Origin of the sequence: Microcoleus sp. B4-C2, from assembly GCF_036705265.1 — a bacterium.
Lineage (GTDB): Bacteria > Cyanobacteriota > Cyanobacteriia > Cyanobacteriales > Microcoleaceae > Microcoleus.
In genome coordinates this window covers 24,326-41,420 of record NZ_JAUBUB010000034.1, presented here as the reverse complement: position 1 = coordinate 41,420, position 17,095 = coordinate 24,326, and the positions used below count along the sequence as shown (strand labels likewise).

The window sequence follows — 17,095 nt, the reverse complement described above, 5'->3', positions numbered from 1 at the left end:
TTTTAACCCCTTCGGAAGCACAGGCGGGACGCCCGTGCCACGGAAGCACAGGCGGGACGCCCGTGGCACGGGGAAGCACAGGCGGGACGCCCGTGCCACGGAAGCACAGGCGGGACGCCCGTGCCACGGGGAAGCACAGGCGGGACGCCCGTGCCACGGAAGCACAGGCGGGACGCCCGTGCCACAGATATGATTGGGATTTGTCTGGTTCAAGTTGGCGTTTATCTGGGGTGGAAGAAGATGATTAAATCGAGGATTCCTGTGGCTTTGACTGTGGCTGGTTCCGATAGTGGCGGCGGGGCCGGAATTCAGGCGGATTTGCGGACTTTTGCGTTTCACTGCGTGCACGGTACGAGTGCTTTGACTTGCGTGACGGCTCAAAATACTTTGGGGGTGATGCGAGTTGATGCTTTGTCTGCAGAGGCTGTGGCGGCTCAAATTGAGGCGGTGGTTGGAGATATTGGGGTGCAGGCTGTGAAAACTGGGATGCTGCTGAATCGGGAAATTATGGTGGCGGTGGCTTCACAGGTGGAAGCTTTGGGAATAGGGAATTTGGTTGTCGATCCGGTGATGGTTTCACGATCAGGCGATCGATTGATTGATGAGGGGGCGATCGCATTTTTGCGCGATGTTTTGATCCCAATGGCTGCTGTCGTGACTCCCAACCGGTTTGAGGCCCAGATTTTGAGCGGTTTGCAGATTGTTTCTCTAGACGATATGCGATCGGCGGCGCAGCAGATTTATCGTTTGGGCGCAAAGGCTGTTTTGGTGAAAGGCGGCGGGATGGCGGGAGATTTGCGGGGGATTGATGTTTGGTTTGATGGTACGCGCTTGGATGTGTTGAAGACTGAGAATGTTGATACTGGGAATACTCACGGGACTGGTTGTACTTTGAGTGCTGCGATCGCCGCTAATTTAGCATTAGGTAAAGATTTGTTTACGGCGGTGACATTAGCTAAGAATTATGTTACTACTGCTCTCAAATATGCTTTGGATATTGGAGAAGGCCAAGGGCCAGTAGGTCATTTTTTCCCCCTGTTACAGAAGTAATAAGTTATTTGTTACTTGTTGGAGTCTGCTAATAATATCAAATCCACGATTCATCGAAATTATTCCTCTCTCTCTTCTCTTCCTCTGTGTTCTCTGCGTACTCTGCGGTTAAATCATTCCGATCCAACCGGAATTGATATAACCAATCACATGAGTGAACCGCCAACAGTCAAAAATCAGTTAATTTCTTAATTTTTCAGGCGAAAGAGCGATCGCCACCAAGTCTTCAATTTTCTTAATATTCGGATCGCCGGCCAAATAACCAATCCCTCGGTGCAAGTGCAGGCGAAACTGTTTCGCTAGAGTTTCTTTTTCTGTGCCTAAATTGTCTTGGTGACACCGCTGCTTGAGGGCCATTATCAGGATATCAGCCATGTCACCGCCGAAGACATCCCAGCTTAATTCGACGTTGCTGTCGCTGGGAATTGGTACTGGCGATGGGATGCTGGGCTCGGCGAGCGATCGGCAAAATCCCCACCTGCATAGAATATTCCACTGATCGATTTTTGTCGATCGTTTCAGTTTTGATAGTTGGTCTTTGCCTGTTTGGGAGAGGCGGATGCGATCGACTGGTGGTTCCATAGGTTTAAGATTTTTTGGTATATTGTAAACAGTGTTAATATTGGGGAAGCAAAGCCTCTAGATAACCCGAAATAATTAACATTTTTTTACACGGCGCGACTTGATTAAATCGGTTTTTTTTGGTATTCTTATTTTAGTAGGATTTATCCTTAATAATGGGATGGTCGCAAAAATAAAATTTTCGCAACCATCCCATTATGCTATATATACTACCGCAACTCCCCAGCAAAGTCAAGGGGGTTGCGGCTATTTTTTAGCGCGAATTTTTATTCCCAGAAGTAACCTTTTTCGACGGTGGTTTGGTGTTTGGCGGAGTCGTATTTGAGGAGATAGCTGTGGGCGATCGCCTCTAATTCTTGGAGTTTTTCGTATTCTACTTTTCTAATTTCCGTGTCGGTAGAAAGCAGGATGACTTGGTGGCTGGCCGAGGGGAAATAGCGTTCGACTAGGTTGTTTCTGTGGGAGGAGTCGAGGCGGCCCAAGGGTGTGTCGATCGCCACTGGCAATTGTCTCCCGGATACTCTAGCCAATCCCCACAAAAAGGCGATCGCCAGCAATTGTTTTTCCCCGGCAGAAAGTCGGTGTTTGGGTACCGGTTTGCCTTCTGGATCGTAAATGGAGAGGCTAAATGTTTGAGTGTCGATCGCAACTCTGTGCACGAGGTCGGTTTTGTGCAACAGGTAGCGGAAACAGTCGGTAATTTCTATTTCGAGTTTGTTGAGTTTTTTGAGAGTGAGTTTTTCTTTAAAGAGTTTCAGGGTGGCTTGGGCTTTGGCGATCGAAGCGATGACGTGTTGGCTGTTTCTGATGGTGATGTATTCGCTGCTGTAGTTTTCTAGTTCTTTTTGGTTTTTGGCTAATTCTCTCTCTAATTCATCGACGCGGCGGTTGGCTGATTCCAAGGCGGCGGCTGCGATAGCGACTGCTTTTTGGGCTTTCCTGACTTCTTCTTCTAGTTTTTCGTAGGCTTCGGGGGAAGCTGCGGCTGCGAGTTCTCTGTCTGTGAAGTCGATTTCTGATTCGATGTTTTTGATTTCTTCTATTTGGTCGCGGGCTAGAATTTGCTGGGCTTTGATTTGGTAGCTAAGAAGGTTTTCTAGTTGCTGGATGCTGTTGTTGTCGGCGTTCATCCAGGGCGAAACGTCTGTTCCCGCTTGCTGTTCGAGTTCTTGGTTTTCTTGGCGGATAAAGTCTTGAATTTTATCTAGCTGTTGGGGATTTAAGGAGATTTCCGCGATATAGTTGAGAAGGCGATCGCTTCTTTGTTTGATAACATTTTGGGCAATCTTTGCTTGCTGCTGGCTGGCTTCTGTTTCGGCTTGAGTTTTTGCTTCGCTTAGCAAGGGCGAAATTAGGGCTAGTGGTAGCGTGTTTGATGCCAATTCCATCATGGCTTGACGGGTTTTTTCTGCCTGATTTCTGTAGTCATTTAGCTTGCTGTCTAGCTGACTGCGATCGGCGGCAATTTTCCCGCCTTCAGAAATAAACTTTTCTGATGCTTGTTTCTGATTTTTTTGAGCTTTATCAAATTCGTTTTTAAAGCTGGCTTGTTCTTGCTTAGCTGAGTCTATTTTATCAGTAATTTCCTTAAAAGTTTGTTCGATTTTCTCTAAAGCAGCCAAGTCTTTTTTGCCAGCAATTTCTTTCCGCTTGCGGCCGGCTAAAATTTCTAAATCGACGGCGAGGCGTTCTGCTAATTCTAAACCTAAAAGAGATTTAATCGCCCCGACGACAAACTCTGGCGGTGTTTCGAGTTCGGCAAGTTCTTTTACTTGTTCGCCGTCAAACAGAAATAGGTTGGATATTCCAACTGGCAAAAGGGTTTCGATGTATTCGTCCCAAGTGTTAGTAATTGCTTTGTCCGACCACCAATCGCTGACAATCTCGCTGTATATGAGAATGCTTAAGGTGTCTTTGATATCTAATTTTTTCCAGTATCTAACTATTTTAAATTGAGCTAATTTGTCGTCTTGGACTTGTTCAAATGTTAGTTCGACGCGGGTATCTTCTAATGGGGGTGTGTGGCGGTTGACGCATTGATTGAGAAAGTCGCTGTAGCTTAAATTGCCTCTGGTGGAACATTGGGCGCGGCCACCGTAGAGGGCGAGGCGAATGCCGTCCATGAGGGTGGTTTTGCCGCCGCCATTCATGCCGCCAAATAAAATGACTGGGCAGGGATTTCCGTCTTTTTCGGGGCGGAGATTGATGGTTTGGGTGCCTGCATAGGGGCCGAAGTTTTTGAGGACGAGTTCGAGGAATTGCATTGTAGATGTATATGTTGTTGGTTGGTGGGGGGGCGGTTAGCAGCGGATTTGGTAGCGGATTTAACGGATGGGTGGTTGGTGGGGGGCGGTTATTGGCAAGGGATTTGGTAGCGGATTTAACGGATGAATGGTTGGTGGGGGGCGGTTAGTAGGGGATTTAACGGATGGGTGGTTGGTTGGTTGGTGGCTAGTAACGGATTTGGTAATCAGCCACTAATTATCCGCTACATCCGTTACAAAATCCGCTGCTAACCGTTCCCTCCCTTGCTACCAATCAATTACATCGGTTGAATCTTCCTCTTCGTTCCGGGACTGAATGTTGGGAGGTAATGGGAGTTCGTCATCTGTTTCTTCATAGGTTCCTGCACTTCCTCTCGTCCAACCTCTGCCATTTGTTTTCGGCCGCCACAAGTATGGTTGAATGTGTTGTTGCCAACCTTGTACGGATTTTGGTGGGAGAATGCGGTGATATTCTAATTTACTGCGACCAAAGTTGATAAATAAACCTACTTTCGCTCCTGTCGATGCTAAGTAAGCTATGATTTGAGCTTTGTCTTTATCGGTCATTGGATAATTTACGGCTTTATCTTCTACTACAATACCTTCATTCACCCAATGGTCTAGATAGAGGATTCCCATCCAAACTTGACCGTCATAAATTTGTCTGGGATACTCCATTTCTGTTGTTAAACCGGATTCAATCATTTCTGCATCAAAGGCTCTTTGGTAATGTTTTTCTCTTAAACCTTTTTGTGTCCTCCGGTGTACTCTCATTGCACAGCCGATGATGCTGTATGTAAGATCCTGATGGGGAATATTGGGGTCAAGCATGGTCGTAAAAATTGTGTAATTTAAACGATGGTGGTTTGTTAATGCTGCGGTTAGTTGAAAAACCCTTATATGCGATCGCTCGGCGGGGTGGCTGTCAACAAGTTTGGGGTTAACCGCAGGCTAGCGCGTGCTAATCGCTAGGTTTTTCCTCTCCTGAATTGGGCGGTGAAAATTTAATATCCGCCCAAGATAGCTGTCTGCTTTGATTGGTATTGCTTTCGAGTTCTTCTTTAAGTTTGGCAATATCAACGGTATCGTTTTTGGCGGAACTGTTGGTTTGGGCGATCGCATCTTTGAATTGCTGAATTTTTTCCGTCGGATTTGCTTTAATATCTTCCACCGCTTTTTTTAAATTGCGTTGATAGTGGGCGTTACCAATCGCTTCTTCCTTCGATCGCGAACTGGTTTCAAAGCATTTGTCCAAATCGCCGTAAATGCCTGTACGGCGGGGCTTCGTGTAGTATTGGCGTTCTGTATCAAGGAGTTTTGCCATCAATTCGAGGTGCATTTTGTCCTCGCTGCAAATCTCTTCGATCGCAGTCCATTCATCGCTACCGAGGAGTTTTCTTTCGGCGGCGGGACGGGAATCTTCAAAAGGTTCGCCGGTGACTTCTTCGTAAATCCGGGGCAAAGAGTCGTCGAATTCGTGCTTTTCTTCCAGCCAAATTCGGCGGATTTCGCTAAGTTCTTCCGGGGTAATTAAGGTGATGTCGCGCATTTCTAGGGGGGCGGTTTTGCGGATGTGGGTTTGTGCTTCCAAGACTCGTCTCAGCCAGTGTTCTCGCCAGTATTTGGTGTAGGGCCCTGGGATGGGTTCGACGGAGGTAGTGTCGTCGCCCATGTTGCGTTCAAACAGTTCTACTCTACCGTAGATGCGGCGGAAGTCTCTTTTTGGGTGATCGTCTGGAATGTCTAATTCGTTGCGAATATCGAGTAGAGGCTGCATCCATTCTTTTTCCTCATCGTTTTGAATCATTGCCTCCATAGATTTATCTTGGCTTACCATTGTGCAAACCCAGCAGCCAAAGCGAGAATTTCCACAACTAGGGGTGGAAGTATCAACAACTAGAGGACATTCATTATCTGCTGTCGCACCTCGATACATAGTTAGCAAATCTTTATTGTTATTTCCCCACGGATTATCCCACTGCATCAAGTAAAGCCACACTTCATCTGTTCGCCAGTCTTCAATGGGAAGGTAAATATAAGAGTTAGGGCGAGTGGGATTAGCATTAAGGCGTTCGCTTACCCGCCACTCCCTATGTTTAGCCATATTTGCGGCGCGTTTAGCACTTTCAGCCTTGCGAGTACCTAGAACAAGAATTACCTCGCCGCTAGTTCTAATTATTTCACGAATAAAAGAACCGGTTGGTTGTATTTTTAATCGTTCCGTACACCATCTAAATCGGTTTCTAGGTGCTGGGTATCCTTTACCTATTAAGCACGCCCAAAAGGTATCTTGAACGGCTGGATAAGTTAAATGAGTTTCTATTGGCATTCCCTGTTCTTGGGCTGCAACTTTCATCCGTTTTAGAGAATTATGTACTCCAGCAGCTACTATAGGGTTTTCTACCAGTGTATCATTTGTTAGAACATGAATTTTTTTGTGGCGTTTCTCAATTGGCAACTCGGCAATCGCATACCAGACAAGCTGTAGGACTGCCGAACTATCTTTGCCGCCACTCCAACCGATTACAAGTGGGAGTTCATCTTGACAATAAAGCTCTTGAATTTCCTTTTTTAATATTTCTATGTCTGCAATTAAATCGCCAATATTGCGGGGCGGAAATAGTGACATTTGTTGTAATTCATTCATTTTCTAGAGACCCCTTTTGATTGTAAAGTAAACACATTTTTGCGATGCCACTGCAGCGCATCTTTTCTCGGATAATATTGCTCTAAACTTGGCAAAAGAATCTGTTCTCCGTGAAACTCTCTCATTAATCTAGGGTATGGTGAGTCCTCTTGTAGATCGCTAGCAACTATAATTTGATAACGATCGTCAACAGCAAACCATCCTCGGTCGAATGCCCAATGATGATTTTTACAGAGTGAGAGCCCATTATCTGGTCTATTATCATAAAACTCAGAGAAGGGCTTGATATGTGCGCCATCTACAATACTTTGACTAAGCGAACGTGTAACTTTCAATCGACAAAAAGCACATCGGTAATCATACAAATGCACGACGGATTTACGGAAAATAGCCTCTCTAAACAAAGATTTTCGTAAATACACCTTTGGTTGTGCATCTGTATCACTAGATTCAATACTCTCTAATTCATTCCAGGTAGAATCTTGGAGAGACTGATTTATTGTTAAAACATCTTCTATCTGTTTTTGGCTTGAGGAAAACCAGGCAGATATCAGTATATCTATTAATTCTTTTTTTGCATTATAGTCTCGCAATAAATCAAATAATTCATCATCTATTTTTGCTCTTTCAACATCTCTTCTTAAAGAGTTGATGGTTTGAGGGCGTCCTCCCGTGTATTGTTCGCTAAATTCAACGTGCCAAAATTTAGGTTTCTTGTTTTTTAAATGAAAAAATGGAATAGCAAAATCAATCTCCTCAAAACTGTCAGAACTCAAGACAGACCAGTATCTTTTGAAGGTGTTAATTAATTGATCGGAAACAGTAATATTGTTCTCATTAAGTAAGCCTAGTGTAATTAAATCAATTACAGACAGTAGGAGTATTGGCTGATTTAGAGCGTTACCTCCTTGTTTATTCTTGCCTACCTTAATTTGAGAAAAACAATGGCGATAGTATGCTAAATTCTTATTTTCTGACTCTTGTCCTGTAGTCATTTCCTCCTCCCGCTATGATTAAATACAATCCAACCTAAAATTTTACACTATTTTCAACAAAAAGTTAAGCACCGCAAGGCACAATCCTAACGCAGAAACTAGACAATTTAAGCAGTGTCAGCAGACTAAAAAGTAATTTTCTAGCCTAAACAGGAGATAATTATATCACTGTCGGCGTGCATCGGCCGTTTCCAAACCCAACCGATTTTTCAAATAATCAGTCATCCAACTAATACTCGCCCTTGACTTAGAAATCCCCCCTTTCAACAAAATCCCACCCTCCCAATCAGGATTAGAAATCGACCAATCAACCTGCTGCAAAAGGCTCAAACGTTCCTCCCAACTCTCAGGAAAAACCGATCGCAAAGCCGCCCCAACTTCCCCCAAACTCTCAAGCACAACACTGTGACAGTGCACGCAATCCCGGCGCATTTCCCCCGCCGCAACTTGCTTGTGCAGAACTAATTGCCAATCTGGAATAAAACTGCAAACCGCATTCCAATAACTAACCGCCAGTTGTATTTTTTGAGCAAGTTCTTCCTCTTTCTGTTCTTTTTTGGTGCGAGAACCAGAGGGTTTTGCCTGTTCGCTGCTGTGAATATTAGACAGCAAAGCCATGATAGCACGATCGATCGCACTCAGCGTAAACAATTTGTGCGATCGCCCGTTCAAACTCCCCCTCTCCATCTCAGTCAAACACCGGAAAACCTCAACCTGCTTAACAACCGCCTTCACCACAAAAGCGCGATCGTCCCGGTGGTTGTAAAGTAGACTGAGTGACGCCTCCAAAGGAACTTGAAAACCGTTCAAATCAGCAAACATCTGCTGCGATTTTTCCAACCCAACATCGAGAAACAAAATCAGCGCCACCGTCTCATATCCCAACTGCGGATTTTCCCTCAAAGCCATCTCAAAAGCCGCCCGCCGATGCTGTCCGTCATTAATAGTAAACTTAGCATCCATCGGCACTCGCAAGCGACCGATTTTCCGTTCTTCGGCCTCATTTCCCACTGCTTCAAAAGTAATATCCGCATCAATCGAAGCAGCAATTGCCCCACAAGTATAATTTGTAGGATTCCTAACAAAATAATCAGCTATTTCGGGAATCCTAGCTTTGTTAAGCGCGCGTTTCGCCCGCAGAGACGGCGGCAAATCTTCAGATTCAAAGGGAAACAATTTCGGCAAAAAACGCACCGGACACATCGACACGTAATATTCGCGGCCTGCTTGAATGCCCCGAATTACCGGCAAAATGTATTCAAAGGAAGGAGTAGACATATTTTTTTGTTGGTTGCAGGTGCGAAGTATGAAGAAATCAGGGGCAAGTGCCATCGTCAATTCACTCGCTTCCCCGATATTCCGCCGGGGGTTGAAACCCCCGTCTCATAGCGAAAGTCGGTTAAAACCGACTAAACATAAACCTCGAAATTGATCCATATTCAGTCCTCTTCAGAGGACTTTCGCTATGAGACAGGGGTTTCAACCCCTGGCGGGCCCCGATGGTGGCGCGTGAGACCCCTGTCGGGCCCGGATGGTGGCGGGTTTTCAACCCCTGGCGGACTCAGACGGTGGCGCGTGAGACCCAGACGCATCTGCATGAAGCCCGATCGCCCCTCAGCTATTGACAAATGAAACATTAAATGATATATAACGTTGAATTTATTAGTATTTTAAGTATTTCACAAGGTTTTTTTAAAAACAAGTGTTGACATAAACTTTAATACATGATATTTTTTGAAAAAATAGCCTAATTATATAAAAACCGCCGATGAACACCAACCCAGCGGATGAACTCGCTATAAAGATTTTAGAAAAAGAAAATAGCGACAGACAGGAAATCGCACTTTTATTAGATAATTATTTAGGAAAAGACGATCGCATTTTCGTACAAAAAACCCAGATGGGAAACAGCGAAGCATACATCGGTTCAGTCACCCTAGAATGGTTAGACTCTCGCGTCCGTTTCGCCTCCCAGATGCCGCTTTTCCGCCAAAAATTTGACCTCCAAACCAACAACATCGTCCGCGACGACGAAACCATTGACGAAATTATCCAGCGTCCCTTAGATTGGTCGCGCCAAGCCACCCTAACTCAATATTTAGCAGCCCGAAAATCGCACAAATTCCCCGCAGTTTTAGTAGTCGTCAGTCCCCCGTGGGTAGATAATCCTTTAGCCGAGGAATGGGATAAAAATGGCGTAGCAACCAAATCGGCGACTGAATTTACATCCTTTGATAAAAACGAGAACTTAGGGCTTTTGAATGTCTCTCAAAAAGTCTCAATTTTTGCCTTAGACGGCCAGCATCGGCTGATGGGAGTTCAAGGTTTAATGAGTTTAATTAAAACCGGAATCCTGCAAAGATACAACAAAAATAAAAAACCTGTCGGCGCTGCAATTACTCTGGAAGATTTAGCAGAAGAGTATCAAATCGATCCCGAAACAGTGTATAAATTAGCTCACGAAAAAATCGGGATTGAGTTTATCCCGGCGGCGGTAGCGGGGGAAACGCGACAGCAAGCACAACGGCGCGTGCGATCGATCTTTGTGCACGTTAACCTAATGGCGGTAACGCTGAGTCAGGGCCAGCTAGCATTATTGAACGAGGACAACGGATTTGCGATCGCGGCCCGAAAAATTGCCGTCACCCATCCCTTATTAAAAGAACAAGATGACAGAAACCCCCGCGTCAATTGGGACAGCGCCACAGTCGCAGCAAAATCAACTGTGTTAACTACATTGCAAGCGGTGCAAGATATGTCCGAACGGTATTTAGAATACAAATTCCCCCATTGGAAGCCGGAACGAAAAGGTTTAATTCCCATGCGTCCCGAAGATGAAGAACTAAAAGAGGGAATTGAAGAGTTTAAAAAATTGTTCGATCATTTAGCAACTTTACCCAGCTATCAAAGAATAGAAAGCGGTGAAGAAACGGCTGAATTGCGCCGATTTAGTTTTGAGAAACCAGGGGGCGAGGGAAATATTTTGTTCCGTCCCGTCGGTCAAGTTGCTTTAGCTAATGCTTTGGGAATTCTAGTATTTAGAAAGAAACTTTCCCTGAAATCTATTTTCGACAAACTCCGCAGGTACGATGTCGATGAAGGATTTAGCCACATGGACAATCCTGAGTCTGCCTGGTACGGGATTTTGTACGATCCGAACAAAAAGCGAGTGCTAGTTTCTGGAAAGGATTTAGCAACGAAGTTAATTGTATATTTGGTGGGGGGAATTCAGGACGATATGGATCGAGCTCATTTGCGGCAAGCGGTAGCGGAAGCGAGGACTTTTGAGGATAAAGCTATTAGTTTTAACGGCCGATTTGTGCAGCCGCAAGAGGTAGGATTGCCACCAGTGCTTAGCTAAGGATCGCGAATTAAATAACTTACAATTTTAATTGTTATTGTGGGATGGGCGTCCCGCCCGTCCCACAATCTTGTGGAAGTTATTTAATTCTCATTCCTAAGTTTTGATTGTTGCTGATTGCGGAAGTTATCGATAATATCATTAATTTCTTCTACAGCAACCGTTTCTTGGTCAGATTTGGCATAGATGATGAGCAAGATGAAACAAGTGGTTGATGTGACTTGATAAATGATGCGATAGCCTCCACTTTTCCCTTTACTAATGTCACTGTTTTTGGCTCTTACTTTAAAGACGGTGTAGCCTGTACCAGAAATGCGATCGCCTGGACATTCGCCTGCTTGCAACTGCTGTAGGAGAGGTTGCAAGTCGGTTTGAATCTGACGATAGCGTTTGGCGAGGGTTCGGAGTTGGCGCTTGAATTGATCTGCAAACAGAACCTGGATGCTGGGTAGTTCAGACATCAATACCATCCCAAAGTTCTGCGATCGGGTGAACTTTACCGTCTTCTACTTCCTGAAGCGCAATCCGAAGACTGTTGAGGATATCTTCTTTAGATAGCTCTTCTTCATCTTCTTGAAACAGTTGGCGCAGCGATTCTAAAATCAGGGTTTCAATGGGCAGGTTGAGTTGGCTAGCTTTCTCAAGAAGTTGCTGTTCTAGGCGATCGGTAATGGTGAGGTTAATTTGCATGGGTGTGCCTATCAATTTTATTAGATTGCTAACTATTGCTATTTCTTGCCACTTCTAACTTGCGGCGAATTGCGGCTTGAACTTTCTCATCGAAATCTGGATCGCCGGGACTTGCAATAATCCTCAGCGGATGCTGATTGATTCTATCTAAATATGCCTGAAAAGCGGCTCGATTTCCACGATGTTTAAGAAAATACTGTTTCAATTCAGTATTCGACATAGCGTTATAGTTAACTTGGCTCATCAGCAAACTCCCCGTTGGGTAAAATTTGGAACTCAAGCTCTTCATCGTACCCAGCCAATATGTATACGTTACGAGTGCGATCGTCAACACAAATCAGATGTATAGGCTGAAGCATCGTGTAGGTCAGTTGATAACTGATGCGATATAAACTCTCTAGCTGGGCAGCAGTAGGCATTTGTCAATCACTCAACCTAATACTTATTTTAACATATAGCTCAAGGAAAGTTGTATATTTATATTATCACTTTTAGCAATTTTTGTCTATAAAACACTACTACCGCTCGATAGTAGACCAAAGTTTACCTCTCAATTTATATACATTATACCGCTTCCTTTAACAAAATAAGTTCGGCTCCTACAGGCAAATGATCGGACTCCGTTGCCTCCAAAACCGAACTAGATTTAGCGCCCCAATGCTTTGAATACCAAATATAATCAATCCGGCAAACGGGATAATTCAATCTCCAATTTAACCTTTTTACCAATAAGTTAAGTTCCCAACCGTGAGGCCAGGTAAAACCAAACCCAAATCCAGATTTTCGGAAAGAATCTTGCAAGACTTTCTTTACCCTGTAATAGTCTTGAGTTTCGTCTGTCATATTAAAATCGCCCGCGACGATGACTGGCAGAGTTTCTCGCTCAACTCGCTGCACTAATTCTTGAATTTCAGGCGATCGTTTGCCATATATGTAAACAGGAAGTTTGAAAAAACGCAATTTTCTAGCTCTGGTCAACCACGGCCCGGTAGCTTGCATATTATAAATCACTACTTCTTGTTCGTTAAATTTAATAATTGCCCGCTGCTGCGTTTCTGGATGGCCGGCTAAGTGCAGTATTTCGCTGGAGACAATCGGATATTTACTGAGAATTCCTACAGGGGGATTGCCAATTTGATAGGGGTAGTCTGCTTTTAACCAGGTGAAAGCTCTTTCGGTATGTTTACTAACGATTTCTTGTAAAAATATAATATCGGGTTTTTGATTCTGAATCAGTTTAGCTAAACTTGGCGACTGAGTTTTATACCAATGGACGTTATGGGATAAAATTTTGATGCTGGGGTGCGAATCTGTGATGTTTATTGGTGTGGGAGAAAAGTATTTAATGTGCAGCCAACTTATTAGGATAATGCAGGCGATTGCCGAAATAATAGTGAACCATCTTTTTTTGATGATTGACAATCCGATGATGGGAAGCAGGAAAGTTGGGAATAAAATTAAGGGAATAAAAGTGGTAATTAAGGCAATAACTCCTATTCTATCCCAAAGGATTAGTTTGAGAATGAAATAGCAGATCATGAATACTGAGTAGCCGTAAGCGAAAAATTTGGCAGATTCCTTAAGCCCTTTCTTTACGATCTCTGCTAGTACATACTTCATTGGGCACCTATTAAAATAAGAACTTGCTTAAATCGAATTCTTCATTTGACCGATGTTGGTTGTCTCTTTCAGAAATCAAAACCAACAACAGGCGATCGGTATAATCCGCCGCACCCCGCAACTCTTCTCGCAATATTTCCAGTCCACCATTAGCATATTCTTCAAAAATTTGCAAGCGTTCTGCTTCCAATTTTTCGTTGAGATGGGAGAGAATTTGAGGATTTTTGGTTTCGGCGATCGCAATTAACTTAATCGCCATATCGTAACCCCTGGATACAAAAATATCAACATCTATCGCCCCTGGTTCTCGTTTAGAAATTTCCCCCAAAGGCGATCGTTTTTTCCGCTGCTTTCCCAAGGATGCGGCGAAGGCGATGACATCGGCGTAAGTCTGGAAAGGGCCAGTGTGGTTATCCGATAAAGTTAATGATTTGACTAACTCCGCTTTATCTTTAGCAATTCTAATTTTGTTAGCAGCCATTGCCATAATATCTAGTTTCTAACTATAATACATCTCGCAAATATCCAACAGTCCGCACAGGCGCACTTCACCATGTCCGCAACAACATAATTTTTTGTGCAAAACCTCCTCTTGCTTCCCGCCGCTTCATTTGTTCCGCCAAAAGTCGATCGCCCGAAATGCCAAAACTCGCCATCACCGCATCTATCACCTCATACAAATCCGCCAATTCCGCCACCAAATCTTCCTCGTGGGCGGAAGCTGCTTCCCCTGCTTCTTCAATCAATTTCTGCAGCAAAGCTTGACGGTATTCTGCCTCCGACAAAATTACAAACTCGCATTCATTCCCGCTTTTACGAATAATTTCAGGAATGCGATCGCGAACCAACTTATGATACTGCTTTTCCACGTCAAACTCCCTTCAACCTTGACTAAAAGTTTGAATCAACCAGCGATTAATTTCCCCATCATCTTGCGTCAGACTCCGGTTCAAAGCTTCCTCAACTAACCGGATTTCCAGCCCCGGTAAAACCCGCGACTCTTGAATTCTCCCGCTACCTCCGCCATTAATCGCAAACGCAAAAACCTCCCGCGTGTTTGCACTTTCAACCCAATATTCACTAATTCCTGCATTTTCGTAAAGCAACCGCTTACTGCCTAAATCATCGTTAAAAGAAGATGCACCAATTTCTATTATCAAATTAGGCGGATCGTATAGATTTAAATCAACAGCAGAATTGCTATCATCAGGAGGCACTCTTAAATCAGAACCAATGTAGTAAGCTAAATCCGGCTGAAACTCGCCGATACCCGCTTTGCGAAAACTGGTGTTAGTAAACTGAACTACTCGGATTTTTCTCAATGTTGCAAACAGAATAACTACACAGGCCATAATTGAATTTTGACGCCCGTGCAATGGCCCTACTGGTGACATTTCTATCCTCATGTGTTCTTGATAGTAATAAAACTTGCCCTTTTCCCATGCTGAATCCTCAGCAAAATTTAGAAACTCTTCCCACGTCGCCTTCACCCAAATATCCGTTTCCAAAACCTGCGTAATTGCCGAATTAGAAGCCATAATCCACCTCTACAATTTCCGTATATTCAAATTCATTCGGACTGCGCCTAACTAAAGGATAGCGCGTCCCGCCAAGTTCGATCGCATCTTCTTCACAATCAGCTTTCGGAGAATTGTACACCAGCACGTATTCCCTGCCGGTGCAACTTTCCATTTCTTGAGCAACTTCTCCGCGCCACTGAGTTTTTGTTACCAAAACTACCAATTGATTCGCCAACTTCGGCAGCTTATTCGCGATTTGCTTGCGATAAATCTCGTCCAAACTGCCAAAGGGAGAATCCATCACAATTGGAAACGTACTGCTATCCGGGCCCATCAAAGTATTCTTTTGACTCCACTCCCGCACGCCCTCAATAATTCCCCCGATAAACGATAAACTGAGAATTTGATTTTCTCCCGTAGAAGCGGCCACCAATGATTCTTTACCAGAGGTATTTTCTACTAGAGTCAGTTCGTATTTATCGCTCAGTTTTGGGATATAAGGAGTAAAAGAAATTTGACTAAAAATATCTTGCACCCGCTTTTCCAACTGAGAACAAAACTGTTTTTCTAAGCGATCTCGCACTTCAGTTAGGCGATCGATCGCATCCTGAGTCGCAGCAATCCGGCGCTGGGCTAATACTTGCCTTTGCTCATTCAGTTGCTGCTTATCGATTTGCTTGTCCAAAGCCGACACCTGCACATTCAAACTCTCAATCTGCTGCTGATTAGAGCCTGTTTCCCGGTGCAAATCGCCAATTTTTGCCTCAATTTCATCCAAGCGCTTTTGCAAGCGGCTGACATCCTCGTCAGGAAAATTTCGCAGCTTGTTGTGAATATCGTCTAACTGATTTTCCACCCGCGAAAGTTCGGTTCTGTCGCGGCTGATATTGCCTTGGTGTCGGTCAATTTCCTCCCAAAAATCAGCCACTTGTTTATCAATTTCATTTACCCGATCGCTAATCCGAATAGTTGTTTCTTCCACATCGCCAACACCCGCCTTATCCATCCAACCGCTAACCTGTTGGCGAGACTCAGAACCCTCCACTAATTCCGCACCGCAGATACACCGCTGCTGCGCTAATAACTCTTCCAAAAACGGCCGCTGAATCCCCGAAAGCAACGAGCCGCCTTCCCGCAAACCCCCGACTATTACTTCAAATTCAGCCGCAGCCTCTGACAGAAATACCCCATAACCCCGCATAGAGATTGAGCGTTTGAGAGCATCTGTAGCCTGTACAATTTGTTGCTTCAATAAACTTTTCTGCATTTCCAATTCGTCTCGCAACTTTTGTAAATCCGCAGCACCGCTAAGTTCCAATAAGTTACCATTAACTGCTTTTTTTAACTCCCCTTGGTTGACCAATTCCTGCTCGATTTCTACTTGTCTGCTCGAAAGTTGCTCAGCTTCTTGCTCAATTTTTTGCTTGTCTTTTAAAAGTTTCTTCGTTTCAGCATTCCCAATTATATTTAAATCGGTCTCTAGAGATTTTTTTGCTTCTAGTAAATGCCGGAGCGATCTATTCAACACTTCAACTCCCAGCAACTCCTTAGTAGCTTCCGCAATTTCTGCCTTCTTGTCATAGCGGACAATTTGCTCGATTCGCTCCCCATCAAAAAAGAAATATTTATGTAAACTTTCCGGCAAAATCCGCCCGATAATATCATCGGGATGCTGATCCGGCTTCAGCCACAGACCGTTATCTTTTGCTACATTCAGAAACAATTCAGCCTTACCATGTTCTACAGTATTTTCACTTTTATAAGCACGACAAATGCGTCTTGCTTGATAGCGCGTGCTGTCATGTTCAAACACAATTTCCGCCCAACAACCTACGGCTTTTCCCATTTCCGCCTCAGCCAAAGCGCGCTTGTTTACTAATTGTTCTTCTGCCGCAAAAGCCGCGCTAAATCTTCCGTAAAGTACCCACGTAAAGGCATTCATTAAGGCAGTTTTTCCGGCGCCATTATTCCCGTGAATTACTGTAATATTTTGCCCGCCCCAAGCTAGTTTAATTTCGGGACTTTTGCCGTAAAATTGACGAAAGTTGCATAGAGTAATTGAGATTAACTTCATACAATTGCTTCCTTAATGATTTTTAAAATGTCATCGTTAATGTGGCGAGGAGCTCTCATGTACAGTTTATCTTTTTCAATTTCCAATACCCGCTCAATAATTTGTCTAACTTCCGGTGGCGCGCTAGTAATTGGTTGCTGTACGTCGCTGAATTCCTGATGAGTTTGATAAGAAGAACGCTTTTCTGCTAAAATGCTTGTCGGTACGGCTGCGATCGCACTATCTTCATATCTAAATGCCATAATCAGATTTTCATTCAGATTTTCCGTCATATTTTTTTTGCAAATATTAA

Annotated in this window: 20 protein-coding genes; 4 read left to right on the top strand and 16 right to left on the bottom strand. The window is 44.1% G+C overall.

Features of this window, described 5'->3' with window-relative positions; genetic code table 11:
* The first annotated feature begins 62 nt into the window (after positions 1 to 62).
* Both QUB20_RS12580 and thiD read left to right on the top strand, forming a co-directional pair.
* Positions 63 to 248, top strand: a complete 186-nt coding sequence (locus QUB20_RS12580; protein WP_333291388.1) for a hypothetical protein — start codon at positions 63 to 65, stop codon at positions 246 to 248.
* A complete protein-coding gene (thiD, locus tag QUB20_RS12575) occupies positions 241 to 1,050 on the top strand; it encodes a bifunctional hydroxymethylpyrimidine kinase/phosphomethylpyrimidine kinase (RefSeq protein ID WP_333246432.1) in 810 nt (269 codons plus the stop codon). Before QUB20_RS12580 ends, thiD begins: the two co-directional genes overlap by 8 nt.
* A 180-nt stretch (positions 1,051 to 1,230) precedes the next feature.
* On the opposite strand, the gene dndE is transcribed toward thiD, so the two are convergent.
* Together dndE and dndD are read right to left on the bottom strand one after the other, a co-directional pair.
* Positions 1,231 to 1,632, bottom strand: a complete 402-nt coding sequence (gene dndE, locus QUB20_RS12570; RefSeq protein ID WP_015179042.1) for a DNA sulfur modification protein DndE — start codon at positions 1,630 to 1,632, stop codon at positions 1,231 to 1,233.
* 266 nt (positions 1,633 to 1,898) lie between these two features.
* Positions 1,899 to 3,896 carry a DNA sulfur modification protein DndD gene (gene dndD / locus QUB20_RS12565; RefSeq protein WP_333246383.1) on the bottom strand — a complete coding sequence of 666 codons (1,998 nt, stop codon included), beginning with the start codon at positions 3,894 to 3,896 and terminating at the stop codon, positions 1,899 to 1,901.
* 5 nt (positions 3,897 to 3,901) lie between these two features.
* Between dndD and QUB20_RS12560 the strand changes: the two genes are divergently transcribed.
* Positions 3,902 to 4,045 (top strand): hypothetical protein, encoded by a 144-nt coding sequence (locus QUB20_RS12560; RefSeq protein WP_333291386.1) that lies wholly within the window; start codon positions 3,902 to 3,904, stop codon positions 4,043 to 4,045.
* 118 nt (positions 4,046 to 4,163) lie between these two features.
* Here the strand turns inward: QUB20_RS12560 and QUB20_RS12555 are convergent, their stop codons facing one another.
* The 4 genes from QUB20_RS12555 to dndB all read right to left on the bottom strand — a co-directional run bounded on the left by QUB20_RS12555 (position 4,164) and on the right by dndB (position 8,816).
* Positions 4,164 to 4,727, bottom strand: a complete 564-nt coding sequence (locus QUB20_RS12555; RefSeq protein ID WP_333246387.1) for a GxxExxY protein — start codon at positions 4,725 to 4,727, stop codon at positions 4,164 to 4,166.
* A gap of 130 nt (positions 4,728 to 4,857) precedes the next feature.
* A complete protein-coding gene (gene dndC / locus QUB20_RS12550; RefSeq protein WP_333246389.1) occupies positions 4,858 to 6,543 on the bottom strand; it encodes a DNA phosphorothioation system sulfurtransferase DndC in 1,686 nt (561 codons plus the stop codon).
* Entirely contained in the window at positions 6,540 to 7,538 is a 999-nt protein-coding gene (locus tag QUB20_RS12545) for an HNH endonuclease (RefSeq protein WP_333246391.1), read from the bottom strand. The genes dndC and QUB20_RS12545 overlap by 4 nt, the downstream gene beginning before the upstream one ends.
* Before the next feature lie 165 nt (positions 7,539 to 7,703).
* On the bottom strand, positions 7,704 to 8,816 hold the full coding sequence (gene dndB, locus QUB20_RS12540; protein WP_333246393.1) for a DNA sulfur modification protein DndB: 1,113 nt from the start codon (positions 8,814 to 8,816) through the stop codon (positions 7,704 to 7,706).
* A gap of 490 nt (positions 8,817 to 9,306) precedes the next feature.
* On the opposite strand from dndB, the gene QUB20_RS12535 reads away from it, so the two are divergent.
* The gene (locus tag QUB20_RS12535; protein WP_333246395.1) at positions 9,307 to 10,899 is read left to right on the top strand and encodes a DGQHR domain-containing protein; all 1,593 of its coding nucleotides are present in this window, start codon (positions 9,307 to 9,309) and stop codon (positions 10,897 to 10,899) included.
* An 83-nt stretch (positions 10,900 to 10,982) separates the two neighbouring features.
* Here QUB20_RS12535 and QUB20_RS12530 read toward each other — a convergent pair whose 3' ends face one another.
* The 10 genes from QUB20_RS12530 to QUB20_RS12485 all read right to left on the bottom strand — a co-directional run bounded on the left by QUB20_RS12530 (position 10,983) and on the right by QUB20_RS12485 (position 17,075).
* On the bottom strand, positions 10,983 to 11,360 hold the full coding sequence (locus QUB20_RS12530; protein ID WP_333246397.1) for a type II toxin-antitoxin system RelE/ParE family toxin: 378 nt from the start codon (positions 11,358 to 11,360) through the stop codon (positions 10,983 to 10,985).
* The gene (locus QUB20_RS12525; RefSeq protein WP_333243736.1) at positions 11,353 to 11,589 is read right to left on the bottom strand and encodes a hypothetical protein; all 237 of its coding nucleotides are present in this window, start codon (positions 11,587 to 11,589) and stop codon (positions 11,353 to 11,355) included. The genes QUB20_RS12530 and QUB20_RS12525 overlap by 8 nt, the downstream gene beginning before the upstream one ends.
* Before the next feature lie 28 nt (positions 11,590 to 11,617).
* Positions 11,618 to 11,809, bottom strand: a complete 192-nt coding sequence (locus QUB20_RS12520; RefSeq protein ID WP_333291381.1) for a DUF6887 family protein — start codon at positions 11,807 to 11,809, stop codon at positions 11,618 to 11,620.
* Between the two features lie 10 nt (positions 11,810 to 11,819).
* Positions 11,820 to 12,008 carry a DUF6888 family protein gene (locus tag QUB20_RS12515; protein WP_333077086.1) on the bottom strand — a complete coding sequence of 63 codons (189 nt, stop codon included), beginning with the start codon at positions 12,006 to 12,008 and terminating at the stop codon, positions 11,820 to 11,822.
* A gap of 145 nt (positions 12,009 to 12,153) precedes the next feature.
* Positions 12,154 to 13,209 (bottom strand): endonuclease/exonuclease/phosphatase family protein, encoded by a 1,056-nt coding sequence (locus tag QUB20_RS12510; protein ID WP_333246400.1) that lies wholly within the window; start codon positions 13,207 to 13,209, stop codon positions 12,154 to 12,156.
* Positions 13,210 to 13,219: 10 nt separating this feature from the next.
* On the bottom strand, positions 13,220 to 13,690 hold the full coding sequence (locus QUB20_RS12505; RefSeq protein WP_333246403.1) for a DNA phosphorothioation-associated protein 4: 471 nt from the start codon (positions 13,688 to 13,690) through the stop codon (positions 13,220 to 13,222).
* A 67-nt stretch (positions 13,691 to 13,757) separates the two neighbouring features.
* The gene (locus tag QUB20_RS12500) at positions 13,758 to 14,078 is read right to left on the bottom strand and encodes a nucleoside triphosphate pyrophosphohydrolase (protein WP_333246405.1); all 321 of its coding nucleotides are present in this window, start codon (positions 14,076 to 14,078) and stop codon (positions 13,758 to 13,760) included.
* A gap of 12 nt (positions 14,079 to 14,090) precedes the next feature.
* Complete coding sequence (locus tag QUB20_RS12495; RefSeq protein WP_333246407.1) at positions 14,091 to 14,747, bottom strand: Uma2 family endonuclease; 657 nt, start codon at positions 14,745 to 14,747, stop codon at positions 14,091 to 14,093.
* Positions 14,737 to 16,803 (bottom strand): AAA family ATPase, encoded by a 2,067-nt coding sequence (locus QUB20_RS12490; RefSeq protein WP_333246409.1) that lies wholly within the window; start codon positions 16,801 to 16,803, stop codon positions 14,737 to 14,739. Before QUB20_RS12490 ends, QUB20_RS12495 begins: the two co-directional genes overlap by 11 nt.
* Entirely contained in the window at positions 16,800 to 17,075 is a 276-nt protein-coding gene (locus tag QUB20_RS12485; RefSeq protein WP_190660639.1) for a hypothetical protein, read from the bottom strand. The genes QUB20_RS12490 and QUB20_RS12485 overlap by 4 nt, the downstream gene beginning before the upstream one ends.
* Positions 17,076 to 17,095: the final 20 nt, after the last annotated feature.